The sequence below is a fragment of the Streptomyces sp. NPDC088116 genome, from assembly GCF_044741745.1.
Classification (GTDB): Bacteria; Actinomycetota; Actinomycetes; order Streptomycetales; family Streptomycetaceae; genus Streptomyces.
Genome location: NZ_JBIUTF010000015.1, coordinates 1 through 24,290, shown reverse-complemented (window position 1 = coordinate 24,290; position 24,290 = coordinate 1). Strand labels below are relative to the sequence as shown.

Annotated in this window: 23 protein-coding genes, 1 tRNA gene and 2 pseudogenes; 14 read left to right on the top strand and 12 right to left on the bottom strand. The window is 69.0% G+C overall.

Annotation, left to right across the window (positions count from 1 at the left end; all coding sequences use genetic code 11):
• Positions 1–11: 11 nt before the first annotated feature.
• The 4 genes from ACIOJD_RS34205 to ACIOJD_RS34190 all read right to left on the bottom strand — a co-directional run bounded on the left by ACIOJD_RS34205 (position 12) and on the right by ACIOJD_RS34190 (position 5,210).
• Positions 12–1,931: a helix-turn-helix domain-containing protein gene (locus ACIOJD_RS34205; protein ID WP_401920437.1), complete on the bottom strand. Its 1,920-nt coding sequence runs from the start codon at positions 1,929–1,931 to the stop codon at positions 12–14.
• A 328-nt stretch (positions 1,932–2,259) separates the two neighbouring features.
• On the bottom strand, positions 2,260–3,348 hold the full coding sequence (locus tag ACIOJD_RS34200) for a transaldolase family protein (RefSeq protein ID WP_401920434.1): 1,089 nt from the start codon (positions 3,346–3,348) through the stop codon (positions 2,260–2,262).
• Between the two features lie 8 nt (positions 3,349–3,356).
• Positions 3,357–3,965, bottom strand: a complete 609-nt coding sequence (locus ACIOJD_RS34195; RefSeq protein ID WP_401920431.1) for a dTDP-4-dehydrorhamnose 3,5-epimerase family protein — start codon at positions 3,963–3,965, stop codon at positions 3,357–3,359.
• Between the two features lie 30 nt (positions 3,966–3,995).
• On the bottom strand, positions 3,996–5,210 hold the full coding sequence (locus ACIOJD_RS34190; RefSeq protein WP_401920428.1) for a macrolide family glycosyltransferase: 1,215 nt from the start codon (positions 5,208–5,210) through the stop codon (positions 3,996–3,998).
• 441 nt (positions 5,211–5,651) lie between these two features.
• Here ACIOJD_RS34190 and ACIOJD_RS34185 point away from each other — a divergent pair, with 441 nt between their 5' ends.
• The 5 genes from ACIOJD_RS34185 to ACIOJD_RS34165 all read left to right on the top strand — a co-directional run bounded on the left by ACIOJD_RS34185 (position 5,652) and on the right by ACIOJD_RS34165 (position 10,368).
• Entirely contained in the window at positions 5,652–6,518 is an 867-nt protein-coding gene (locus ACIOJD_RS34185; RefSeq protein WP_401920425.1) for a 3-hydroxyacyl-CoA dehydrogenase family protein, read from the top strand.
• On the top strand, positions 6,515–6,832 hold the full coding sequence (locus ACIOJD_RS34180; protein ID WP_401920423.1) for an acyl carrier protein: 318 nt from the start codon (positions 6,515–6,517) through the stop codon (positions 6,830–6,832). Before ACIOJD_RS34185 ends, ACIOJD_RS34180 begins: the two co-directional genes overlap by 4 nt.
• A 40-nt stretch (positions 6,833–6,872) precedes the next feature.
• Positions 6,873–7,952 carry an acyl-CoA dehydrogenase family protein gene (locus ACIOJD_RS34175; protein WP_401920476.1) on the top strand — a complete coding sequence of 360 codons (1,080 nt, stop codon included), beginning with the start codon at positions 6,873–6,875 and terminating at the stop codon, positions 7,950–7,952.
• A gap of 113 nt (positions 7,953–8,065) precedes the next feature.
• Entirely contained in the window at positions 8,066–9,139 is a 1,074-nt protein-coding gene (locus ACIOJD_RS34170; protein ID WP_401920473.1) for an HAD-IIIC family phosphatase, read from the top strand.
• Positions 9,136–10,368, top strand: a complete 1,233-nt coding sequence (locus ACIOJD_RS34165; RefSeq protein ID WP_401920420.1) for a class I SAM-dependent methyltransferase — start codon at positions 9,136–9,138, stop codon at positions 10,366–10,368. Before ACIOJD_RS34170 ends, ACIOJD_RS34165 begins: the two co-directional genes overlap by 4 nt.
• Positions 10,369–10,534: 166 nt before the next feature.
• Here the strand turns inward: ACIOJD_RS34165 and ACIOJD_RS34160 are convergent, their stop codons facing one another.
• From ACIOJD_RS34160 to ACIOJD_RS34150, 3 genes are read right to left on the bottom strand one after another with little or no spacing between them, the layout of a single operon-like run.
• Positions 10,535–11,542, bottom strand: a complete 1,008-nt coding sequence (locus ACIOJD_RS34160; protein WP_401920417.1) for an aldo/keto reductase — start codon at positions 11,540–11,542, stop codon at positions 10,535–10,537.
• Positions 11,539–12,591, bottom strand: coding sequence for an NAD-dependent epimerase/dehydratase family protein (locus ACIOJD_RS34155; RefSeq protein WP_401920416.1), 1,053 nt, complete (start codon positions 12,589–12,591; stop codon positions 11,539–11,541). The genes ACIOJD_RS34160 and ACIOJD_RS34155 overlap by 4 nt, the downstream gene beginning before the upstream one ends.
• Positions 12,588–13,733: a nucleotide disphospho-sugar-binding domain-containing protein gene (locus ACIOJD_RS34150; RefSeq protein WP_401920413.1), complete on the bottom strand. Its 1,146-nt coding sequence runs from the start codon at positions 13,731–13,733 to the stop codon at positions 12,588–12,590. Before ACIOJD_RS34150 ends, ACIOJD_RS34155 begins: the two co-directional genes overlap by 4 nt.
• A gap of 272 nt (positions 13,734–14,005) precedes the next feature.
• Between ACIOJD_RS34150 and ACIOJD_RS34145 the strand changes: the two genes are divergently transcribed.
• Positions 14,006–14,569 carry a Uma2 family endonuclease gene (locus tag ACIOJD_RS34145; RefSeq protein WP_401920410.1) on the top strand — a complete coding sequence of 188 codons (564 nt, stop codon included), beginning with the start codon at positions 14,006–14,008 and terminating at the stop codon, positions 14,567–14,569.
• A gap of 60 nt (positions 14,570–14,629) precedes the next feature.
• Here ACIOJD_RS34145 and ACIOJD_RS34140 read toward each other — a convergent pair whose 3' ends face one another.
• The 3 genes and pseudogenes from ACIOJD_RS34140 to ACIOJD_RS34130 all read right to left on the bottom strand — a co-directional run.
• Entirely contained in the window at positions 14,630–14,917 is a 288-nt protein-coding gene (locus ACIOJD_RS34140; RefSeq protein ID WP_401920409.1) for a hypothetical protein, read from the bottom strand.
• Between the two features lie 651 nt (positions 14,918–15,568).
• A complete protein-coding gene (locus tag ACIOJD_RS34135; RefSeq protein ID WP_401920480.1) occupies positions 15,569–16,120 on the bottom strand; it encodes a hypothetical protein in 552 nt (183 codons plus the stop codon).
• A 524-nt stretch (positions 16,121–16,644) separates the two neighbouring features.
• A pseudogene (locus ACIOJD_RS34130) lies at positions 16,645–16,782 on the bottom strand (helix-turn-helix domain-containing protein); the annotation flags it as partial.
• A gap of 138 nt (positions 16,783–16,920) precedes the next feature.
• Here ACIOJD_RS34130 and ACIOJD_RS34125 point away from each other — a divergent pair.
• Complete coding sequence (locus tag ACIOJD_RS34125) at positions 16,921–17,595, top strand: HAD family hydrolase (RefSeq protein WP_401920470.1); 675 nt, start codon at positions 16,921–16,923, stop codon at positions 17,593–17,595.
• 318 nt (positions 17,596–17,913) lie between these two features.
• Here ACIOJD_RS34125 and ACIOJD_RS34120 read toward each other — a convergent pair.
• Positions 17,914–18,826, bottom strand: a pseudogene (locus ACIOJD_RS34120) (IS982 family transposase).
• 70 nt (positions 18,827–18,896) lie between these two features.
• On the opposite strand from ACIOJD_RS34120, the gene ACIOJD_RS34115 reads away from it, so the two are divergent.
• The 4 genes from ACIOJD_RS34115 to ACIOJD_RS34100 all read left to right on the top strand — a co-directional run bounded on the left by ACIOJD_RS34115 (position 18,897) and on the right by ACIOJD_RS34100 (position 20,985).
• Positions 18,897–19,286: a hypothetical protein gene (locus ACIOJD_RS34115; protein WP_401920408.1), complete on the top strand. Its 390-nt coding sequence runs from the start codon at positions 18,897–18,899 to the stop codon at positions 19,284–19,286.
• A 122-nt stretch (positions 19,287–19,408) separates the two neighbouring features.
• On the top strand, positions 19,409–19,627 hold the full coding sequence (locus ACIOJD_RS34110; RefSeq protein ID WP_401920406.1) for an Rmf/CrpP fold protein: 219 nt from the start codon (positions 19,409–19,411) through the stop codon (positions 19,625–19,627).
• A 491-nt stretch (positions 19,628–20,118) separates the two neighbouring features.
• Positions 20,119–20,583 carry a hypothetical protein gene (locus ACIOJD_RS34105; RefSeq protein ID WP_401920403.1) on the top strand — a complete coding sequence of 155 codons (465 nt, stop codon included), beginning with the start codon at positions 20,119–20,121 and terminating at the stop codon, positions 20,581–20,583.
• Between the two features lie 279 nt (positions 20,584–20,862).
• On the top strand, positions 20,863–20,985 hold the full coding sequence (locus tag ACIOJD_RS34100; RefSeq protein ID WP_401920400.1) for a hypothetical protein: 123 nt from the start codon (positions 20,863–20,865) through the stop codon (positions 20,983–20,985).
• A gap of 15 nt (positions 20,986–21,000) precedes the next feature.
• Here the strand turns inward: ACIOJD_RS34100 and ACIOJD_RS34095 are convergent.
• A tRNA-Thr gene (locus ACIOJD_RS34095) sits at positions 21,001–21,074 on the bottom strand.
• A gap of 314 nt (positions 21,075–21,388) precedes the next feature.
• Here ACIOJD_RS34095 and ACIOJD_RS34090 point away from each other — a divergent pair.
• From ACIOJD_RS34090 to ACIOJD_RS34080, 3 genes are all read left to right on the top strand, one after another.
• Positions 21,389–22,513 (top strand): ABC transporter ATP-binding protein, encoded by a 1,125-nt coding sequence (locus ACIOJD_RS34090; RefSeq protein WP_401920399.1) that lies wholly within the window; start codon positions 21,389–21,391, stop codon positions 22,511–22,513.
• 327 nt (positions 22,514–22,840) lie between these two features.
• Entirely contained in the window at positions 22,841–23,263 is a 423-nt protein-coding gene (locus tag ACIOJD_RS34085; RefSeq protein ID WP_401920397.1) for a hypothetical protein, read from the top strand.
• A gap of 38 nt (positions 23,264–23,301) precedes the next feature.
• On the top strand, positions 23,302–24,018 hold the full coding sequence (locus ACIOJD_RS34080) for an NDP-sugar synthase (protein WP_401920395.1): 717 nt from the start codon (positions 23,302–23,304) through the stop codon (positions 24,016–24,018).
• Positions 24,019–24,290 lie beyond the last annotated feature (272 nt).

Genomic DNA, 24,290 nt, shown 5'->3' with positions numbered 1-24,290 from the left:
CCGACGACCGCTCAGGCGGCACCGCCCCGCGCGGACAACACCGAGCGGACCTGGTACAGCCGTAGAGCCAGCTGGATGTCCAGCGCCCGCTCCGGGCTCTGCCAGTCCTCCCCCATCAGTTGGGTGATGCGCTCCAGACGGCGGGACACGGTGTTCGGGTGCACCCGCAGGATCTCGGCGGCGCGCGTGGGGCTCCGGCCGGACTCCAGATACACCCTCAGGGTGAGGAGCAGGTCGGTGAAGCGGTTGGTGTCGTAGTCGACCAGCGGCCCGATGGTCTGGTCGATATAACCGGGGATGTCGTTGTCCTCGGCCAGGAGCATGCCGAGGAAGCCCAGATCGGACGCGCAGGCGGTACCGCCGTCACCACCGAGTGCGCGGAGTGTCTCCAGGCACTGGGTGGCCTCGCGGTAGGCATCCCCGATCGTCTCGGCGGTCGAGGCGGGGCCGGCGGCGCCCACGGTGACCGGGCTCTTCAGCTCCGCCGAGAGTTCACGCGCCGCGGTCTGCGCCACGGGCATCGGGTCCTCGCCGGGCAGCAGCAGCACGGCGACGGAGTTGTCGCGGACGCTGCACAGTCCGCCGAGCCGTCGCGCGTAGGCCGCGGCACAGGCCTCGAACCGGTCGGCCAGCGGCTTGGGTCCGGAGGTGACCAGCACGACGTGCGCGCGTCTGATGTCGAGGGAGAACAACAGAGCGCGCTCCCGCAGGAGTTCGGGTGAGGGCCGCGCCCCGACCAGCTCGTCGAAGAACTTCTGGCTCTCCTGCTCCTTCGCGGGGCTGTCGCGCTGCATCTGCAAGTGCAGCGCGACAGTACGGGAGATGACGCACAGGAGCGGCAGGACGGTGTGGTCCGCCGCGCACCCGGCGTCCACCGTCAGGAATCCGGCGTCCGGCGCACCGGGGTGCAGGGAGACCACCCAGAAACCGTCGTCGACACGGACCGGGCGTCCGGAGTCGGCCGCCTTGCGGCAGGCGGTACGCAGGTCGGCGTCCGGGATCCGGCGCAGTTGTCCGTGTGCGGCCAGCGGCTCACCGAACGGTCCGCTGATGCGCGTCCCACCGCTCAGCGTGGCGCTGCTCGCGGCCAGCAGGGCGTCGAGTTCGCGGCCGTCGAGGACGATACCGATCAGGCGCGACTGGAGATCCGCCGCCTCGCGGGTGGCCTCAAGGGCGGCTCCGGCGTCCGCGGCGTCGTCGCGGAGCGCGTGGATGTCGTTCCGCAGCCTCTCGACCAGGCCGATCCGCTGCATCGCGGCGGAGGCGAGATCGGCGAGGGCGCACAGCAGGGTGACCTCGTTGGGGGTCAGATGCCGGACCTGCCGGTCGGCGGCGAACAGCACCCCCATACGGCCGTCGCCCAGGGGCATCGGCACCCCCAGGATCGCGTGCAGGCCCTCCGCCCGGATGGCGTCGTCAACGGCGGCGTGGTGCGGGATGCTCTGGTCGGCCAGGAAGTCGGAGGTCCAGAAGGGGGCGTGGCGGGCGCGCACCATGCTGCCCAGCCCGTGCCCGGCGGGCAGCCGTAATCCGACGAACCAGGGCGTCGCGTTGCCGTCCGCGCTGCGCACCACGGCGTCGGGGTCGCCGTCCTCGTGCACCATGACGTAGGCCACGCCCAGCCTGAGCAGCAGCCGCGCCTTGCGGGTCACCGATTCCAGCAGATCCCTGGAGTGCTGGACACTGCCGAATTCGAGCGCGGCGTCGACCAGCGCGAGCAGTTCGGCTTCGCGGTCCCGGCGGTATTCGATCATCGAGTGGGCGGTGAGGGCGAGGCGGTTGAAGCGCTCCAGCCGCCGCATCCGCGCCTCGCTCGCGCCCTCGCGTTCCGCTTGCGTGATGAATCGGTCGTATTCAATCCGCGGAGCGGAGCGGGCCACTAACTCAAGCAGGGCGAGCGCATCGTCCGATATACCCTCTGCGTCCCCCATGTCGCCAGAGCCCGAAAAGCCCATGGTGACACCCCCCATCTCTACGCTTTTGCAAGTCCTTTGACATTCATTGCGCGAGCATGGAAGAGATCCAAGCCCCACTCCAGTATAGTGAATCGATTCACATATGGCCCACAATATGCGGGCACTTCACTCCGGACCGCGCGACACCAATCCGCCGCACCATTCCCTCCGCAATGCGGAGATAGCGGAGATCTCGGAGATAGCAGAGATCGCGCAGCATCCAGCAGAATCACATGGTTTATCCGATTGAGGGTCGATTCGGGCCCGATACCAGTCGGTATGGCGCTATATCCCATTGCGGTGTTCACCTCCGTCCCGCGCGATCCAGCGCGGCCCCGACGGCGCGGCGCAGCTCCGTCCATTCGGCACGGGCGGCGCCGAGCTGCGCGTCCCTCAGTTCGGCGCCCAGTGCGCACAGGTCGACTCCCTGACCGCTCAGCGGCGACAGCGACCGCCGGGAGGCGGCCTCCGAGCCGCTGACGGTGTCACCCCGCAGTTCGGCGTCACCCAGTGCCCGCAGTACGTCGGCGTCGGCCGAGGAATCGCTGTTCCAGGCCACCAACTCCCTTATGTAGTGGACGCCTTCCCGCACCGAGGCGCCGTGGGAGGACCACACGAGGTGCAAGGGCCGGGCGCCCGCCCGGACCAGGGAGCGCCAGCGGGCCCCGTCCATCAGCTGCTCACGGCGGTGGTGCGCCAGCCGGGCGACCGCCACCGCCCACCCCTGCCGCCGCGCCGGCCCGCCGAGCCGGGCGGCGATCGTCTCGTCCAGCACCCACAGCGGGAAGGAGGCGGCGCAGCGGATCTCCGACAGATCGCACCCGGCGTCCCACGCCTGCTCCAGGCCGACGAGGAACACCTCGAAGAGCGTGTCGAGTTGTTCCGGCGAGAACAGCGATTTCACCTCGACGCTGATCCCGCGGGCCAGCAGATCGCCGACCGGACTCGGCGCGCCGGCCCCGGCCTGTACGGCGACCACCACATTGGGCCGGTCCACCGCCCACCGGATCGCCGTGGCCTCCGCCACCGCGCGGCGGCCGTCGGCGTACGGATCCAGGGGTACGCCCACGTATCCGTAGCGGCCGGCGCTCTGCCGGTGGAGCGGCAGCAGGATGTCGCACGCGGTGCGCGCGTCCCGGTACAGCAGATCGCGTACGGCCTCTTGGCCCGACACCTGACGGGCGGCCAGGTCGGACAGGTGAGCCCGGTACGCCTCGCCGTCCCGGACGGCGTCGCGGACAGCGGCGGGACGGCAGGAGACACCGCGTACGCCGATCTTCCCGATCAGCACCCGCAGTTGACCGGGACACAGCAGCTCCCGGGTGAGCGCGTCCAGACAGAGGGACACGCCTTCGGCCGCCAGTACGGAGGCGGGCCGGGTCCGGTCCTTCATGCCCGCGTTCAGTCGCCGGAGGAGAGGGCGGTGGGGTAACTGCCCAGACATTCCTCGTAGGTGGGCAGCACCCCCTCGGCCAGGGCGGCGCCGAGGGTGGGGGCGGCGGCGTCCCTGGCGGACCGGATCGGGGGCTCCGTCAGGTTCCACGGCAGGCGCAGCTCGGGGTCGAGCGCGTCGATGTCGATGATGGTGCCGTGCACGTACTCCCGTGTGCAGAGGTAGTTCATGCACGTGTCGTCGGCGAGTGCGAGATAGCCGAGACCGAGCCCGTCGGGGAGATACACGGCGACGGCGGAGTCCGGGTCCTGCCGGATGACGTCATGCCCGCCGAAGGTGGGCGAGCCCGGTCTCAGGTCGACGACCATGGTCAGCGCGGCGCCGCGCACACAGGTGACGATCTTGCCCTGGCCCGGCGGCAGTGTGGTGCTGTGGATGCCACGCAGCGCGTTCCGCCGGGAAACGGTGAAGTTGACCTGGCGGACCTCGATCGAGTGCCCGGTGGCCGCGAGCAGCGTGTCATGGCGCAGGGCCTCGTAGAACCGGCCCCGGCCGTCGGGGATCGGGGCCGGCTCGATCCGGTACGCGTCGCGCACGGCCATCTCGTTGATGATCATGGTGTCCCGGGTTCGGAGGATGAGTACGGGTCAGTTCCGGGCGGACAGCAGTCCTTCGACGGCGTCGGCGGCGGCCCCCGGGCCGCCGGCCGCGTCGATCCGGGCGCGCATCTCGCGCAGCCGGTCCCGGATCCCGGTGTCGGCCAGCACCTGCCGGGCGGTGGCGCCGAGGGTCTCGGCGGTGAGTTCGGAGCTGAGGAGCTGGGCGCCCAGGCCGAGTTCGGCGATCCGTCGCGCGGTGGCCCGGGGCTCGGGCATCACCGGCACCGCCACAACCGGGACTTCGTGGGAGAACACCTCCATGGCCGTGCTCATCCCGCCGTGGTTCACCACGAGACTCGCGTGCGGCAGCACATCGTGGTGCGGGACGAAGTCGTGCACCTCGACGTTGTCGGGCACCGGCCCCAGCTCCCGCGGGGTCAGGCCGCCGCCGAGCACCAGGACGATGTGCCAGGGCTCGTCGGCGAAGGCATCCAGGCAGGTCCGGAAGAACTGAGGCCGCTCGTTGTACAGCGTGCCCAGGCTCACCATGACCAGCGGCCTGCCGTCGGCCGGCGGCTGCCACGCGCCGTGCAGCGAGACACGGGGCGGGCACGGGCCGACGAAGTGGTGCTGGTCGTCGAAGGTGTCGCCCGCGTACTGGAAGGAACGCGGCATGTAGAGCAGGGCCGGACCGCCGTGGAGCACCTTGGTGAAGGCGGCGAGATCCCCCTTGGCGCCCTCCTCGTCGAGCAGCCCCTCGATCCGTGCGAGCAGTTCGTGCAGCCCGGGATCATCCGGCGGTACGGCGGAGTCGACGGCGGGGTGCAGGGACCAGTGTTCGTTGGCCGCGTAGGTGGGGGTGCTGCGGATGACCGGGATGTCCCACCTGTCGGCCAGCAGCCGCCCGGACCAGTGCGAGGACGGATCGTTCACGATCACATCGGGGCGGTCCTCCGAGAAGCGCGCCTCCAGCAGCGGGAGCGTCCGACGCGTCATGTCCAGCAGCCACTCCAGCACCCGGACGTACTCGCCCTCGTCCGTGTACTCGTCGGAATCCTGCCGCGGCACCATCTGGGCGAGGAACCGCTCCTTGTCCATCGGATAGGTGACCGTCCCGGCGCCGACCAGGCGGGCTCGCCCGGCGAGGTCCTCGGACAGCGCGTAGGTCACCCGGTGGCCTCGGGCCACCAGTTCCTCGGCCACTCCCAGCGTCGGATTCACATGTCCGGGGACGGGGAGGATGAAGAATGCGATATGAGCCATGTGAAACCCTTCGTGCGCAACTCTGGGTACGGAACTCTGGGCCGCGGAATCATCACCTGGATCACCGCCGAAGAGCGCACCTTAAATGGGGCTCACCGAGGAGATCAAGGCCGAGGTGACATACTTCCCGCAACCGCCGCACGGAAATTCCCGCCGCCTCGCGCGGGCTGCCGCGTGCGGCCGGTGGTGCGGTGTACGGGCCTGGCCTGGGCAGGTTCAGGGCCCCGTACCGGGCCGGGAACCCGCCTCGGAACACGCGGCGGCCGAACACCCGGGGCGCATTCGGCTGCCACTAGATGACAAAGTCCCGTTCCTTCTGTGGTTCACCTGCGTCATTCGGGAGACACTCTCGAATTGTCGCTGTGAATAGCGTCCGGCGGAAGTTCCCACCATGGGCGCTCCTGCCTTTTCCCGTTGCCGTAAAAGGAACCTGGAGGTTCTGTGCCCGAGAACACCGCAGCCGGCCCGCTCGCCGTGGTGGGGGCGGGCGTCATGGGCACGGCCATCGCCGCACTCGCCATCGGTCACGGATACCCGGTGAGGCTGATCGACAGCGCCCCGGACGCACGCTCCGCCGCCCCCGGCAGGGTCGAACTCCACCTGCGGACCGCCCGGATGCTGGGCACACTGCCCGACGGGCGGCCGGCCGGCGAACTCACCACCGCGGCCACCGCGGACGCCGCCGCGGGGACGACAGCCGTCATCGAGGCGGTCACCGAGGACCCCGAGGAGAAGGCGGCGGTGCTGGCCCAACTGGCGGCCGTGGTGCCCGCCGGCACACTGCTGGTCAGCAACACCTCGGGCGTCCCCATCGGGGAGCTGAGCCTCGCGGTGCCGCACCCCGAGGATCTCGTCGGGGTGCATTTCATGAACCCCGCCTACCTGATCCGGACGGTCGAGGTGATCCTCGGACCGCGCAGCGCAGACGCCGCCGCGGTGGCCGTACGCACACTCCTGGCCGGGCTGGGCCGCGAAGGCATCGTCGTCGGCGACGGCCCCGGCTTCGTGACCAGCCGCCTCCTGCACCGGATGCTCAACGACGCGATCGAGGTGGTGCACGAGGACCGGGCCACGCCCGGGACCGTGGACGCGCTCATGCGCGACTGCCTCGGCCACCGCACCGGACCACTGGCCACCGCCGACCTGATCGGCCTCGACAACCTGGCCGACTCGCTGCGGGTGCTGCACGACAAGACCGGCGACGCGGCCTTCCGCCCGAGCGAACTGCTGCTGGACAAGGTCCGGCGCGGAGAACTCGGTCGCAAGAGCGGCCGGGGATTCTACGACTACGAGGAGACCATGCGATGACCGCGCCCTCCGGCCAGGCGAACCCCGCCGGCGACGCACCGACCGTGAACGACATCGCCGCCGAGCTGCTCGGCTTCCTGACGGCCAGGACCAAGGCGAACTGGGAGCGCGACCAGGACCTGTTCGCCGTCGGTGGCATGTCGTCACTGTTCGCCATGCAGCTCGTCGTCCACCTGGAGAAGACCTACGGGATCGTCATCAGCGGCGCCGATCTGATGCTCGACAACTTCCGCACCGTCGACGCGATGGTGCGGCTGGTGAACAGGCTGAGTACCGGCGCGAGCACCGGTCCCACGGGACGTACCGGTGAATGAGGCGGCCGCCGCCACCGGGACCGATCCGACGGCCGAGGAGCTGTTCACCGATCTGGTCGGCGACCGCGCCGCCGGGTGGGACCGCAGCGGCGAGATCCCGCAGGACGTGCTGCGCGGGCTCGGCGCCAAGGGTCTGCTGTGCGCACAGGCGCCCGCCGCCCACGGCGGTCTCGCCTACTCCAGCAGGCGCAACGGCGAACTCACCGCCCACGTGGGCTCGTTGTGCAGCTCCCTGCGGAGCGTCATGACCTCTCAGGGGATGGCCGCCTGGACACTGCGCCGCCTCGCCGACGCCGAGCAGCAGGCCGCCCTCGTCCCCCGGCTCACCGGCGGGGACCTCGCGGCCGTGGCCTTCAGCGAGGCCGGGGCGGGCAGTGACCTGTCCGCCCTGCGCACCCGTATCACCCGTGACGGCGACACCCTCGTCGTCGACGGAGCCAAGGTGTGGACGACCAACGCCGCCTACGCGGATCTGCTGGTGGTGTTCGGTCGTACGGAGGAGGGCGCCGGAGCCGTCGTGGTACCGGCGCGCGCCCCCGGGGTGCGCATCGAGCGGATCACCGACCCGCACGGCTGCCGCGCTGCCGGCCACGCCGACATCCGGCTGGAGAAGGTCCGGCTGCCGGCCGATGCCCTCCTGCGCGGGGTGGACCGTACCCCCACCCTGCTGGTCACCACGGCACTGAGCTACGGACGGATGTCCGTGGCCTGGGGCTGTGCGGGCATCCTGCGCGGCTGTCTGAACGCCGCCGTGCGGCACACCACCGGCAGGGAGCAGTTCGGCGTACGGCTCTCCGAGCACCAGCTCGTCGCCCGGCACCTCGCCGAACTGCTGATCGCCGAACAGAACGCCACCAGGGCGTGCGAGCACGCCAGCGACCTGTGGGACGCGGGCAGCCCCGACATGGTGACCGCCGCGGTCCTGGCCAAACACGTCGCGGCGACCGGCGCCGCCCAGGGCTCCGCGCGGGCCCTGCAACTGCTGGCCTCGGCAGGGTCACGCGACGGGCATGTGGTGGCACGGGCCCACCGCGACGCCAAACTCATGGAGATCATCGAGGGAAGCAGCGAGATCTGCGAACTCCTCCTGGCCCGGCACGCGTTGACGGCCGCAGGATGACGCCCCGCCCGGTCCCCTCCGTATGACGAGGAAGGAGTGACGTGCACCCGGAAACCCCCGCCGCCCAACCACCCACCACGCAAACCCCCGCCACGCAAAACCCCGCCACCACCCTGGTGAAGTGCCTGGTCTGGGACCTCGACAACACACTGTGGCAGGGCACCCTGCTGGAGGACCCCGAGGTCCGGTTCGTCCCGGAGCTGCGCGAGACGCTCGCCGAACTGGACGCGCGCGGCATCCTCAACTCCGTGGCCAGCAAGAACGACCACGACCACGCCTGGGCACAGCTGGAACGCCTGGGCATCGCCGAGTACTTCGTACTCCCCCAGATCGGCTGGGGACCGAAGTCGCGGTCGGTCCGCCGGATCGCCGACGAGCTCAACTTCGCCCTCGGCACCATCGCCTTCATCGACGACCAGCCGGCCGAGCGCGCCGAGGTCCTGCACTCGCTGCCGGAGATCCGCGCCTACCCGGCGGAGCAGGCCGCCGGACTCACCGCCCGGCCGGAGTTCAGCCCGGCCACGGTGACCGTCGACTCGCGCCGTCGCCGTTCGATGTACCAGGCGTCCTTCCGGCGCGACGCCGAGCGCGCCGACTTCACCGGCCCCGACGCGGACTTCCTGCGCTCACTGGACATCAGGATGCGGATCACCCGCGCCACCCCCGAGGAACTCTCCCGGGTCGAGGAACTCACCCTGCGCACCAGCCAGATGAACGCGACGGGCGTGCATTACGGCGAGGACGACCTGCGCGCCCTGATCGACGACCCCGGCCACGAGGTGCTGACCGTCTCGGTCACCGACCGGTTCGGCCCCTACGGCGCGGTCGGCGTCGTACTGCTCCAGCGCTGCCCCGGTACGTGGCGAATCAAGCTGCTCGCCACCTCCTGCCGGGTGGTGTCGCTCGGCGCCGGGTCCGCGATCCTGCGCTGGCTGACCGACCAGGCGTACCGCGGCGGAGTGCATCTGAACGCCGACTTCAAGGCCACCGAACGCAATCGGATGATGGAGGTGGCCTACCGGTTCGCCGGCCTCACCGACGCGCCCTGCCCCTGTCAGACCGTGCTCGACCGCGCCGAGGACATCAGCGGACTGCACCTGGTGCCGTCCCCCCAGCCCGCCTCCGACACCCTCCACCTGACCGCTCCCGACCTGGCCCCGGCCGCGCTCCCCGAGAGGACCCCATGATCGCCACCGCGTGCCGTATCTGCGACAACCGCGAGCTGCTTCCCGTACTGGACCTGGGCGAACAGGCGCTCACCGGGGTCTTCCCGGCGAGCCGCGACGAGGTCGTCCCGTCGGTCCCGCTCGAACTCGTCAAGTGCTCCCCCGCCGGATGCGGCCTGGTGCAGCTGCGTCACACCCCGGACGCCGAGCTGATGTACGGGGAGGGCTACGGCTATCGCTCGGGCATCCGGCCCTTCATGATCAACCACCTGCACGGCAAGGTCGCGGCCATCCGCGAGCTGGTCGAACTCGGCCCGCGGGACCTGGTCGTCGACATCGGCAGCAATGACTCGACGCTGCTGCGCGGATACCCCGAGGACGGCCCGCAGCTGGTCGGGATCGACCCGACGGGCGAGAAGTTCCGCGAGAAGTACCCGCCGCACGTGGAACTGCTCGCCGACTACTTCTCCCGCGAGGTGTTCGTGAACCGGTTCGGTTCGCGGCGCGCGAAGGTGGTCACCTCGATCGCGATGTTCTACGACCTTCCGGCCCCGATGCGCTTCATGCGGGACATCCACGACATCCTCGCCGACGACGGCATCTGGATGCTGGAACAGAGCTACCTGCCCGCCATGCTGGAGGCCGACGCCTACGACATCGTGTGCCACGAGCACCTGGAGTACTACGCCCTCCGGCAGATCGAGTGGATGGCGGAGCGGGTCGGCCTGACCGTCATCAGGGCCGAACTCACCGATGTGTACGGCGGCAGCCTCAGCCTGGTCCTGGCCAAGAACCCGGCCCTCCACCCGAAGGACGAAGCCGGCCTGGCCCGGATACGCGCCCGGGAGGCCAAGGCCGAGCTGGACACGATGGCACCCTTCGAGGCGTTCGCGCGGCGCGTCCAGGACCAGCGGGACGCCCTGCTCGAATTCCTCGCCCGCTCACGCGAGTCGGGACGGCTGACCCTCGGATACGGCGCGTCCACCAAGGGCAATGTGATCCTCCAGTACTGCGGGCTCACCGAACAGGACCTGCCCTGCATCGGCGAGGTCAGCGAGGAGAAGGCCAACCGCTTCACACCCGGCACCGGCATCCCCATCGTCTCCGAGGAGAACGCCAAGGCCCTCAAGCCCGACCAGCTGCTGGTGCTGCCCTGGATCTACCGGGACGGCTTCATCGAGCGCGAGCGGCACTTCCTCGAAGCGGGCGGCAAGCTGGTCTTCCCGCTGCCCGTGCTCGACACCGTCTGACGGCGGCTCCGGGGTCGGCGGCGGCCCCGGAGCCGACAGCGGCTTGAACACCCGACAACGACCCCGAGCCCAACAGCAGCTTCAACACCCGACAACGACCCCGAGCCCAACAGCAGCTTCAACACCCGACAACGGCTTCAAGGCCCGACAGCGGCCCCGGCCGGGCTCAGGTGGTCCACGCCTCCGGTGCCCGGCCACCGCTGCCGACGGCCGGGAAGATCGCGTCGAGTTCGGCCAGCTCGGCCTCGCCCAGCACGAGTTCGCGCGCACGCAACGCCGAGTCGAGCTGCTCCGTGGTACGCGGCCCGATCACCGCGCCGCTGATCCCCGGCCGGGACAGCACCCAGGCCAGGCCGACCTCGGCGGGATCCTCGCCGATCCGGCCGCAGAACCGCTCGTACGCCTCGACGGCGGAGCGCATTCCGGGCAGCAGCTGCTGAGCCCGCCCCTGCGCGGATTTCACCGCCGTGCCCGCCGCCAGCTTCCGCAACGCCCCGCTGAGCAGGCCACCGTGCAGCGGCGACCACGCGAACACGCCGAGACCGTAGGCCCCGGCGGCGGGGAGCACCTCCAAGTCGGCATGGCGGACGGCCAGGTTGTAGAGACACTGTTCCGACACCAGCCCGAAGGACTGCCGCCGCGCCGCACACTCCTGTGCGGCGGCGATGTTCCAGCCGGCGAAGTTCGACGACCCCACGTAGGAGACCTTCCCGGCGGCCACCAGCTGGTCCATCGCCTGCCAGATCTCGTCCCACGGGGCGGCACGGTCCACCCGGTGCATCTGGTAAAGGTCGACGTGGTCCACGTTCAGGCGCCGCAGCGACCGCTCGCACGCCGCGACGATGTGCCGGGCGGACAGGCCACCGTCATTGAGCCGCTCGCTCATCTCCTCGCCGACCTTGGTCGCGAGCAGGACGTCCTCCCGCCGCACCCCGCTCCTGGCCAGCCACCGCCCCACCAGCTCCTCGGTGTGCCCCTTGTGCACCCGCCAGCCGTAGATGTCCGCGGTGTCGACACAGTTGATGCCACGGTCGAGCGCCTCGTCCATCAGCCGCATGGCGTCGGCGTCCTCGACCCGCCCGCTGAAGTTCACCGTACCCAGCCAGAGCCGGCTCACCAGCGTGGCGCTGCGGCCGAGCCGTACGTACGGCCCTCGCTCAAGGTCGTCGCTCACGCAAGCCCACCTCCTCCGGTCTCATCCGTCCGTCCCATTTTCCCTTCCTCCCGTTCCGCCACCATCGCCGTCACCACGGCGTTCAGCCCGTCGCCCAGCGGTACGCCCGGCTGCCAGCCGGTCACCGCGCGGAAGGCGGCGGGGTCGGAGTCCGGCGTGTGGAAGTCGCCCGCTTCGGCATGATCGGGAGGCTCCACGGAGACGACCGGAACCGGTGGCCGCCCGGTGTGTTCCGCCACGAGGGCGGCGACGGCGGAGAACACGTCACCGAGCGGCTCCAGTCGGCCCGTACCGACCACCCAGGGCTCGCCCCGCAACTCCTCCACGTGCCGCAGCGCGGCCACGAAGGCCAGGCCCGCGTCACGCACATGCAGGAAATCCCGTCGGACCGAGCCGTCGTGCCACATCGTGATCGGGTCGCCGTCGATGGCTCGCCGGGTCATCGCCGCGATCACCCCGCGTCCCGTGCTGCCGGGTCCCGTGGTGCCGGCGAGCGGACTGTGCCCGAACACCGTGGCGAGCCGCAGCACAACACCCCGGACGACAGCCTCCGAGGTGGCCTCGCGCAACAGGTTCTCGGCGGTGGTCTTCTGCCGTGCGTACGCCCCCTGCCCGGCGTCCTCGCCCGTCCCGGCCTGGAGTGTGCTGGCGAAGATCACGGCCGGTGGGAGGCCGGTGCCCGCGCGGCCACGCAGCGAGTCGACCAGATCCCGCATCACGCCGACGTTCACCCGTTCCGCACGCTCGTCGGCCGCCCGCCACGACTGCGCGCCGCCGATATGAGCGGCGAGATGGATCACCGCGTCCGCTCCCTGGACGGCGTCGTGAACCGCGCCCGGACGGGCGAGATCCGCCTGGCGCACCTCGACGGCGGCCACCGCACGCGCGGGAGTACGGCCGGGGCCGCGCGACACCGTCCGCAGCCGCACCGGCTGCCGGGCGAGTTCGCCGACCACGGCGGACCCGATGAATCCCGATCCGCCGAGGACCGTGATCAGCGGCCCGCGTGGATCGTCCGACCGGATCGGCGACCCCGTCGTACGGCTCACACCACACCCCCGGCGACCGGCAGTTGCTCCAGCGCGGCCACGGCCACCGAGGGCGAGGGCAGCAGCGCCACCTCGTCGGCGAGCCGCGCCGCCGCCTTGGCGTACAGGGCGTTCTCCAGCAGTTCGCCGCAGCCGGCGGCCACCGCCGCGGGGTCGGCCAGCGGCGGGGAGAGCAGGGCCGCGCCCGACGCCGACAGGGCTTGCGCATTGTCGAACTGGTCGTCGAAGCGCGGGGTGATCAGCTGGGGACGGCCGGCGAGTACGGCCGTCAGGGCGGTGCCCTGGCCTCCGTGATGCACCACGGCGTCGCAGGTGGGCAGCACATCGGCGAGCGGCAACCGGCCGGCGTGCAGTACGGCGGAGGGCAGCGGCGGCCATCCCGCGGCGATGTCGTCGTCGACCGCGATCAGCAGCTCGACATCCAGCCCGGCCAGCTCCCGCACCAGGTCCACCATGAAATCGGGCGTCCCGGTCTCCCCGTACCGGGGCAGCAGGGTGCCGAGCGTCACGCAGATCCGGGGCCGGTCACCGCGTACGGACAACCAGTCCGGCATGGGGGCTTCGCCATTGGCCGGAACATGACGGATGCCGTCGTGATCGGCCGCGTGCGACAGCCGCAGGCACTCCGGCCACGGATCGAATACCCGCGCGGGACGGGCGAACCCGGCAACCCCCAGCGAGGCCAGCTCCGGCGCGAACTCCTCGTCGGCCGCGTACTGGTACTCGGGCAGATCCGAGACCGACCAGTGATACCGCACCCAGGGGACACCGAGAGTCATCGCGGCCAACGGCCCGGCGGACTCGGCCCGCTCGCTCACGATCAGATCCGGCTGCCACGAGTCGGCGAGCTTCCTGACCCCGGCCAGGCTTCCGCCCGCGATACGCGCCAACGCCCGACCGTGCACATAACGCTTCCCGTTCATACCCTCCGGAAGCGAGCCCGGCTCGTCGTCCACCAGATCGGCGAACTCGGCGGCCGGCCCGCACGAGGCGACCGGCAACCCGGTCCGCAGCGCGACCGGGACGAAATTGTCCCGGGTCGCCATCAGCACCTCATGCCCGGCCGCGCGCAGGGCCCAGGCCATCGGCACGAGGGGAAACAGGTGACCGGCCAGAGGCGCGGTGGTGAACAGGACCCGCATGTGCGTCTCCAGTGTCAATGACAGCTCAGCCGAACCAGTGCATGGTCGTCACACCGATGAGGCGTATGACGACCGGAGTCTGGCAGCAGATCCCCACCGGCACAGCCTCAACTTGACGGAGCCTCGCGGCCCCTCCGCCGAGACCAGGACTGAGACCCGGACCGAGACCAGAATCGAGACCACGGCAAGCGGACCGGCCCGCGTCCGGCGCCGAGGCTACGCCCGCCCCCTACTCTGAGTATGAGATCCGGCTGAACAGGAGGAGACGCGTGATGACCAGTGCGCCCGACTACAGCCAGGGCATCGACTCCGAACGCGCCCTCAAGTTCGCTGTGCAGCACATCCGCGGGGACCGCGTGCAGATCATCGAGGGGATCATCGAGTCCGTGTCACCGACCTGGGACCACGAACGTGCCGCCCGACTGGTGCGCCGGCAGCTCGAGGACCGCGTCGACGAACTCGGATGCGTCGAGGGTTCGGGAAACCTGGACCTGCCCGGATCGTCGAACTGGTACGTCCCCGACATCGCCGTGGTCCCCGAGGAACTCGCCAAGGGCGGCGGGGCCCTGCTCCCCGATCAGACGCTCCTCGTGGTGGAAGTGACCTCGGGGTCGAACGCGGAAACCGACCGAAGCGTGAAACGACGCCGGTACGCCGAGTACAAGGCCCCGCTCTACCTGCTCGTCGACCGCATCGAGGGCAGCATCACCCTGTTCTCCGAACCCGGCCACCTGGGCTACACACGCGTCGACGGCCCGCACCCGTTCGGAACAGCGCTGCGCCTGCCGGACCCGTTCAACCTGGACCTGGACACCAGCGGCCTGTCACCGGCGTGAGGCGAGGCCCGCGACCCCCGGGCGTCGGCCTTCGCCCGCCCGGTCCCCCGCCCGGTCCCGTCACGCGCGCGGCCTCGCCGAGAGTACGAGCCCGAGGCTGCCGTCAGGGTGGTCGGCCAGGGGCAGGAGACGGCGCGCGGTACGGCACGACGGGCAGGCGCGCATGGCCCGCCCAGGGCCGCTCGCCGAGTGGACGACGCCGACGACGATGAGCGCGTCGCGGGCGTGCCCGCAGTAGTCGCACAGTGGTACTTCGGCGACGGGCAGGCTGCTGTTCACCGGCGAGCCGCCCGTTCCGCTGCGCGTAGTCGGGCGCCGACGGCGCAGGGCGAGGTGGCCGTGGCGCACGCGGTGCACTCTTCCGTGTGCTCCAGCACCGCGACATACGCCGCTGGGTGAACCCCACCGACGCCCGTTCACGTCGATCGCGTCCGTCGCGCAGCAACCCGTTCACGGCCGCCGGCAAGCACAGCCGGCCGATCCGCTCCACAGGCACAGCCCAGTACGGGTCCACCGGTGCCGGCTCCGTACACCCCACCTCCGGGATACCGAGCCACCCACCCCGGCCACGAGCCACAGCCACCCCGGACCGCCACACCTCGCACGTCGCAGGCGGCACCAACGCGTAATACCACAGCCCCGGATGACACACCACGGGCCCGTCAAGCACCTCCGCCAGCGCGCCGCTGACGACGTCCGGGACAGTCTCCTCACTGCAGCGTGGACCAACTCCATGGGCATGCGGATGGCGTCGTAGATGATGCCGGTCCGCAGGACGGCCGGGCGTCCGGCCGCCCAGTCCTGTTCGGCGATCTCTGGATGTCGAGTGGTGGACGTCAGCCAACGCGCGATTGAGTCCGCTGCCTGATTGGGGTGTGCATGGGCGGACGCGCTCATCAGGTCGCCTCCAGGCGGTCGCTGTGTAGTTCCGCGACCGTACGGAGACGGCGAGTTTCCCACCCGAACTCTCAGTTCGGGTGAACTCTCAGTTCGGCTAGCTCAGACGAGGCCCAGCCGTCCGGCCAGGTCGGTGACCTGGCGCTGATACGTGGGCCGGACCCGTTTCAACAGGCCGGCAACCAGGGCGAGACCTTGAGGACTGCGCGCCAGGTCCTCGGGGGCGAGTTCCTCCAACCCGAGAAGGTGGACGTACACGGACGCGTCCTCACGCCGCAGGTCGTAGCAGCGGGCCACGTCCAGACCGAAGGTGAACCGCCTCTTGCTCGAAGGCATTCGGGGCGTATCGAGCCGGTCCGCCACGCGTAGGCCCTCGGCGGCTTCACCGGCGAGCATCTCGATACTCTTCGCGTGCAGTTTGATGTTGGCCAGCCCGAACACCGTTCTGCCGACGTTCCCCTCTCCTACCCGTTCGCTGAGCGGGCCGGCCTTTTTGTCCAGTCGATCGCGGGCGTCCCACCAGCGGTGTTGCCGTGCGTCGGCGACGACCGCCACCAGTTCCAGAGCACCCTGCTTGGCTGTGAGCTCGGGCGTGACGCTCTCGTGCCGGATCTGCTCACCGGCGGTGAGCGCGAGCTCCTTTGCTTCATCCACTGCCCCTTACCGGTCGTCGGAGAGGAAAACATGCCCCATATTCCACTGGGCGGTGGCCAGGCGGAGAGGGTCGTCGGCGTCCTCGGCGGCACGGATCGCACGATCGGCGACCAGGAGCGCAAGGTCAGACGTCCAGTGCGACGGCAATACGACCGCAGAAGCCCGTACAGATCTGCGGCAGTTCGTAGCACCTCGCGCCGGGCCGGCACGTCTGCGGCACGGCGGTGCGCGCGGACCGCATGCTCGACATCACCGATCAGTGCGGGCAGCACTTCTGCCACCTTGGTGAACCGGTCCGGAGCTGACTGCCAGATCCGCCACGCCTGCGCGACCCGCTCGCGGAGGTCTGCCGGCGCGGCTGGTTCCGCGCTGCGTGGTGGACCGTACGCCATGACGGCGCGTGCCACGTCCGGCGCCGCGGTGTCGGCTGCGGCCGGCTCGGAAGTGGTGTCTCCGCTGAGGAGTGCGGAGATCGGTACGCCCAGTTCGGCGGCCAGACGGGAGAGCACGTCAGCCGATGGCGTCTTCTTGCCGTTCTCGATCAGCGACGGGTAGCGCTCGCTGATGCCACACAGTCCGGCGACAGCGGCTTGGCTGCGATTGCCGTTGGTCCTGCGGAAGTGTTTGACCCGGTCGCCCACACGGAGTCTCGGCGTGCTCATACCATTCGTCCCCTTCCCATTGCTGGGCGGTGTGTGGTCAGGGTAGGGCGAGCGGGCAGGATTCAGCCACGTTCCGTGCTCGATCGTGTGAGAACTTGTAACCAGGACAGGCCAGTTCGGCAGTTCATTGGAGGCGGCATGGTGCGGCTCGTGCTGTGGGACGTCGACCACACGCTGATCTCGACGCGAGGCGTAGGACGCGAGCTGTCGGCTGCCGCGTTTCACCGGACCACCGGGATCGAGTTGCGCGAACAGGCGAAGATCGATGGCATCACCGAACCGGTGATCTTCCGGGAGACAGCGAAGCTGCACGGTCTGGTGAGTGATCGCAACGACTTCGAGCGGTTCGCCGAGGCCTTGGCCGAGGAGCACCTGAAACGGTCGGCGGAACTCCGTGAGCGGGGCCATGCTCTGCCTGGTGCGGCGACCGCCCTGGACGCGCTCGCCGCTCAAGGCGTCATTCAGACAGTGGTGACCGGGAACGTAAGGCCCGTCGCGGAGATCAAGCTGCAGGTATTCGGCCTGGACCGCCACATCGCCTGGGAACTGGGCGCCTACGGCGAAGACGCCGATGAAAGGCCCGACCTGGTCAGGCTGTCTCTCACCCGAGCCGAATGCCCCTCCGGCGACGCGGTACTGATCGGCGATACGCCGGCGGACGTGGAAGGCGGGCTCACTGTCGGCGTACGTGTGATCGCCGTGGCGACGGGGCGGAGCACTGAGGCGGACCTCCACGAGGCCGGTGCGGGGAGCGTGCTGACAGACCTGCGGGATACCAACGCCCTGCTCCGCCTGGTCCGTGACCACATCTGAGAATCCGAGTCCAGACATGACGAGAGCGCCCCTCCGCCCGGCCCTTGACGGAACCAAGCGGAGAGACGCTTGCCCTTAAGGCTTCGAGTTGAGTGTCGGCAGCATCCGCGGCGAGGGCGACCGGTGCGACGAGCAAGCCCTGCTCGACCGCATCCGTCCGAACGGCCGGCTCGTCGACAACGTCGCCACGTTCAGCGACGACGAACGTTGGCGCAGCACGAGGAGATGGTCACTGGGCAGCGCAGTAGCACCGCCGAGACCGCCCGCCGCTCCGGCACCGCACAACAGAACCGGCTCTAGATGATCTAGTGCAAGGGGTCAGTGAGTGTAGGCGATCAGTGAGCGTAGGACGGTTTGTCCGGTGGCGTCGTTGTGCCAGATCGCGGCGGTCAGCGCGAGGATGCGTTGCATGACGCGGGCTATGACACCTCCGTGTGTGCGCCCTCGGTGCCGTTCGAGGTCAAGCTGTCCCTTGAAGGTCTCGTTGATCGATTCGATGACCTGTCGCAGCGGCTTGAACAGGGCTGCGCCAGGCCGTTCCCGTTCACCTTTACGGGCAGCCCGCAGCAACTGGACTCCACGCTCTGACAGTTCGCGTTCGAAACCACGGCCGAAGTAGTTCTTGTCGCCGATGAGAGTCCGTCGGGGGCGCTCTCGCAGAAGCTCGCATTCGGCTGCCAGGAGGTCAAGGAGGGTCTCGCGTTCGTCGGCCTTGGCCCCGGTCAGGGCGAAGGCGGTGGGCAGGCCCTGAGGGGTGCAGACCAGGCGCCGGCGCAGGCCCCAGAAGAAGCGGGCTGTGGCTGGCGCAGTAGCCGTATTCGGCCCAACCTGCCAGGTCGGAGCGTTTGACGGTCTCGCGGGAGCGGCCGCATTCCACCGGGGTGGAGTTCACGACCCATACGTCGTCGCTCCACACCGAGGTGGTGGTGGCCAGAATCCGGTTGACGCTTCGCATCAGACCGGCGGCCTTGCGCAGCCGCTTGTTGTAGCCGGGCTGCTGGGGCAGGTAGGGGAAGAGGGGGCTCAGGTGGGCACGGGCATGGCGGAGCCATGTGGCCTCGGAGGTGTGCCGGGTATGGCCTGCATCGTGGCGAGGGTGACCAGTTCGGCATCGCTCAGGCGGGCGTAATGCCGACCGGCGGGCGCCACGGCGCCAGGTCCGGATGCTCCTTCAGCATGTCGTCGGTCGTCGCTAGAGTGCTGTCGCGAGGGTGTCCACGTCGTTCGTCACAAAACGATCTTGGACACCCTCGTTCTCGTCTCCGCAGGCACGCCTTGGACCACACCACCAGGAGGAACCAGTGTCATACCCGCAACTGCTCACCCCTGACGAGAAGCTCGCCGACGCGAAGAAGCTGTTGAGCCTCCCGCGTATCGTCGTGATCTGCGGCTCCACCCGCTTCATGACCGAGATGAACGAGGCCGATCTGCGGGAGACCAAAGCCGGAAAGGTTGTCGTCAAACCGGGCTGTGACATGAAGTCACCGCACGAACTTTGGTCCGATCCTGTCGAGGCCGAGGCGCTGAAGATTCGACTCGACGATCTGCACCGGGCGAAGATCCGGCTCGCTGATGAGGTGCTCGTAGTCGGCGACTACATCGGAGACAGCACCCGAGCCGAAATCGCCTACGCCCGGTCGCTGGGCAAGCCCGTGCGGTTCACGCACCCCGAAGTCGACCCTGACGCCTGACCGCCCGCTGCCACCTCGACAACCAGGGCCGGCAGCCCGCCGCCTGACCGTCTCGCGGTGGCTTCGGCCGCCGCCCACCCCACACCCTCCGCAGGCATCCCTTGGAATAGATCATCTAGGGGATGGCAGTGGGACGTCGAGGCGACTTCGTCCGGGTCCTGCTCGCCGGCATCAAGGCCGACCGCAACGCCGCACCGATCACCTCGTGCCCCTACCCGCGCGGCGACCTGCGGCGCACCTCGTGGATTCGCGGCTACAGCAAGCGAGCCCCTTTCCGATCAATGAAGGGGGCTAGAGCGCCAGCCTACCCGACCCGGGCGTTACATCAACTATCTCTCTAGCTCCCAACTCCATAGTTACAGTTGGCCTGTTCAGCATGCTTCAACAGGACGGGATGCAAGAGATGCGGACTGCGTACCTTGCGGATCAGAGTTCCACGACCCTACCGGGGTGGGCACCTCCGGCACTCATAGGTGCAGTGATCAGCGCCTGTGTCGCGGTGCTGCTCTGGTACCTCAATACGCGCCGCGAACCAGTGAAACGCATCACTTGGGAAGCTCGCACTCAATCCAGCATCGTATCAATTGACCGAGAGTTCCAACAGCAGGTGGGAATTTCCTATGCAGGGCGAAGTGTCAGCGATTTCTGCGCTATCAAGTACAAACTAAGGAACACCGGGAACAGGGTCATTAAAGATCACAAAAATCGATTCCACTTCTCCGGCGATTCCGAGATCCTAGAGTCTCGCTTTTCACAAGACCCCGAGAAGAACTCAAAGCGTCACTACTGGAGACAGAGACGGACGAAAAAATCACGGAACTAACCTGTTTCATTGGGCAACTTTGAATCTGAGCAGGAGGTTTCCTTCGAGATTCTTGCAGCAGGGAACGAGGCGAAGGATTGGAAAGCGCATTCCCACAACAAAGAGGGAGATGTGCAGTTCCGTGAAAAATCAGCAGAGCGTACTACCAGCGATTTTCAGCTCATAACCTCGTTCCTGGCATTGGCGCTGGCATTGCCGACCCTCCCCTCGGCCATATCGACTTTTACACCTGAAGGGCTCGACTCAGAGGCCGGGGCAGCCATACGAGTCATGATTCTTGCTGTTCTGCTCGCCTTCCTTCCGGCCACCACTCGTGCACTCCTTAGAGAAATAAGAAAGACCCGGTCAGCCGACACGGCGATCATTCACTTGAATGGCGATAGTGGATCGGTTATTTGCAACGCTCGATCGGCTTCAGTGGGTACTGCCCGCATCACTCAAACACCTCAAGAGGCAGAATCGCCCTTCACGTAGCGTCGCGCCTCCACAAAATCCCATCAGAGCCCGTCGAATGACAGACTCTTTTTCATGCCCCAAACCACGTACTAGAGAGTTAGATCAGTAATGCCCGAACCTACCAGTGAAGCCACGTCGCACGACGACGCAATCACCACTTCCGACACCATGAGTGCGATCAATGCCGCGACAATCGCAGGGGTCGAAAAAGCCACCGATCAGTAATTCACCGATGCAACGCGGAGAGCCGACCAAGCCGCCTCCGCGCGTGACGAGTTGCGCGCCGCCCTCGACGCGGTGAACAAGGCACTCAACCCCGACGGCGCCGAGGCCGAGCAGGACCCGGCCAAGCTCGCCGCCTGCAAGGCCGCCCCCGCCGAGTACCAGCACAAGAAAAAGCCCAGGTCACGGGCCATGTGACCTGGGCTTCAGCTGAGCCCCCTGTCGGATTCGAACCGACGACCTACGCATTACAAGTGCGTTGCTCTGGCCAACTGAGCTAAGGAGGCATGCCAGAGCAGTGTAACCGCCCCGGATCACCACCTCGGATCACGGTCTGGATCACAGCGCGGACCACAGCGCGGATCCCGTCCCGGACCACGGCCTCGACCACCGCCCGGACCACGGCCTCGATCACCGTCGCCGATCACCGTCCCGCCAGGATTTCCGTCACGTACGACCTACTGACAGATCACACGTCGCGCGGCTAGTGTCACCTCACAGTCCATCCAGGTGGACTAGACATCTCCCGCTCTCCGGCGGGGGACCCATTCCTTTACTCGGATCGTCCGGCACGTTCCTGCCGGTGAGGGGACACATCACCATGGCAACTGTCTCGTTCGACAAGGCCACCCGCGTCTACCCCGGCTCCACGAAGCCCGCGGTGGACCAGCTGGAGATCGAGATCGAGGACGGCGAGTTCCTCGTCCTCGTCGGTCCGTCCGGCTGCGGCAAGTCGACCTCCCTGCGCATGCTCGCGGGTCTCGAGGACGTCAACGGCGGCTCCATTCGCATCGGTGAGCGCGATGTCACGCATCTGCCGCCGAAGGACCGGGACATCGCCATGGTGTTCCAGAACTACGCGCTGTACCCGCACATGTCCGTCGCCGACAACATGGGCTTCGCACTCAAGATCGCCGGTGTGAACAAGACGGAGATCCGCGCGAAGGTCGAAGAGGCCGCGAAGATCCTCGACCTCACCGAGTACCTGGACCGCAAGCCGAAGGCGCTCTCCGGTGGTCAGCGGCAGCGTGTCGCGATGGGGCGCGCCATTGTGCGTGAGCCGCAGGTGTTCCTCATGGACGAGCCGCTGTCGAACCTCGACGCCAAGCTCCGTGTCTCCACCCGTACGCAGATCGCCTCGCTCCAGCGGCGCCTCGGCATCACCACCGTCTACGTGACCCACGACCAGGTCGAGGCCATGACCATGGGCGACCGGGTGGCGGTCCTCAAGGACGGGCTGCTCCAGCAGGTCGACTCGCCGCGCAACATGTACGACAAGCCGAACAACCTCTTCGTCGCCGGCTTCATCGGCTCCCCCGCCATGAACCTGGTCGAGGTGCCGATCACCGACGGTGGCGTGAAGTTCGGCAACAGCGTCGTGCCGGTCTCCCGCGAGGCGCTCGCCGCCGCGTCCGAGAAGGGCGACAAGACCGTCACGGTCGGCGTCCGCCCCGAGCACTTCGACATCGCGGAGGAGGGCGGCACCGCCGGTGCGCTCTCCAAGGACGCACCGGCCGGTCTGGCCGTCACCGTCAACGTGGTCGAGGAACTGGGCGCCGACGGTTACGTCTACGGCACCGCCGACCTCGGCAGCGAGAAGAAGGACCTCGTGGTCCGCGTCAACGGCCGTGCCGTGCCCGAGAAGGGCGCCCAGCTGCACGTCGTACCGCGCGCGGGCGAGACGCACGTCTTCTCGACCTCGACCGGCGAGCGCCTGACCGACTGACGACTGACGACTGACGACTGACGAAGACTGCCGACTGACGACGTCGTCCCGCTCATCGGGCCGGCCTGGTCCGTACGACACGACCCGACACGACATGACACGGAATACGGCCCCGGCTGACGCGCCCGCACCGCGCGTCGGGCCGAATTCCCACGCGCGGCCCCGCACTCCGGTGCGGGGCCGTACGCGTCCCACGGCAAATACCCCGGCACACAGGCCATTTCGGACCGGTCGCGTCAACAGCCCATTCGAAAAAACCTATCGAACCATCACTCAAGCGAGTGACTAAATGTCGCCATATCATCACTGACCGCTACGCTCGCCTGCGTGACCCACACAGCCCGCCGTATCGGCCGAACTCTCGCTCTCGTACTGCCCGTCGTCCTGGTGCTCTCCGGGACCCTCGCGGTCGCCCGTGTTCCGTGGTCGACCAGCAACACAACGGCGCAGGTCCTGACCGCATCCTCGGACACCGCGTCGGTCCGGGCCAAATCCCGTGCCCCCCAGGACGTTCTGCGCGACAAGCTGCTCCTGGAGCTTCAGGAGAAGGATCCGGGGATCGCCCTGACCCACCTGCAGCGCGAGGTCGAAGAGCGCCCGTCGCTCGCCAAGCACTGCATCGCGATCGCGCGGGCTCTCGGCCGTAGCGCCGTGGACACCTACGGTCCCACGCGCGCGCAGTCCTTCTCCCGTCCCGTGTGTGACACCTCGTTCGCGTTCGGGGTCTCCCAGCAGACCGCGGGGAGCTGACCACCGCCTCCCCGACCGCCCCGCCTATCGTTCACGGCATGCATACGTTTCCGACGCAGGCCGTGATCCTCGCGGGCGGCCAGGGGTCGCGGCTGCGCCCGTACACCGATGACCGTCCCAAGCCGATGGTCGAGATCCCCGGAACGGGGACCCCGATCATCGGCCATCAGCTTGCCTGGCTCGCCGCCGAGGGCGTGACCGACGCCGTCGTCTCGTGCGGGCATCTCGCCGAAGTCCTCCAGGAATGGCTGGACTCGGCCGACCTTCCGCTGCGTGTCACCACCGTGGTGGAGCCCGAGCCGCTGGGACGCGGCGGAGGTCTCAAGTACGCCGCCGCCCACCTGCCCGACGCCGGGCAGCCCTGGTACGCGACCAACGGCGACATCTGGACGCGCTTCTCGCTGCGCGACATGGCCGCCTTCCACGCGGAGCGCGACGCGACCGCCACACTCGCTCTCGCCCGGCCCCGGATTCCGTGGGGGGCCGTCGAGACGGACGAGTTCGGGCATGTTCTCGACTTCATCGAGTCGCCGCCGTCGCCGTATCTGATCAACGCGGGTGTGTACGTGTTCTCCGCGGCCTTCGTCGCCTTGCTGCCGGACCGTGGCGACCACGAGCGGACCACGTTCCCCCGGCTGGCGCGCGAGCGCAGCCTGGCCGGCTACCCGCTGCCGAACGGGGCGTACTGGCGCGCCATCGACACCGCGAAGGACCTCACGGAGGCGGCCAAGGAACTGTCCGGCGGGGCCCGCTGACGCCGTACGCGCCGCGGTAACGTCGTATGCGCTGCGGTAACGCCGTACGTTCAGTGACGTCGTATGTGCCCTCCCGCACACCGAAGATGCGGGATGCGGGATGCGGGACGTAGGAGGGGGGGGGGGGGGGGGGGGGGGGGGGGGGGGGCCCCCCCCCCCCCCCCCCGCGGGCGGCGCCCCCCCCCCCCCCCCCCCCCCCCCCCCCCGCCCCGGCCGCCCCCCCCCCCCCCCCCCCCCCCCCCCCCCCCGGGCCGGAGCCCCCCCGCGGCCGG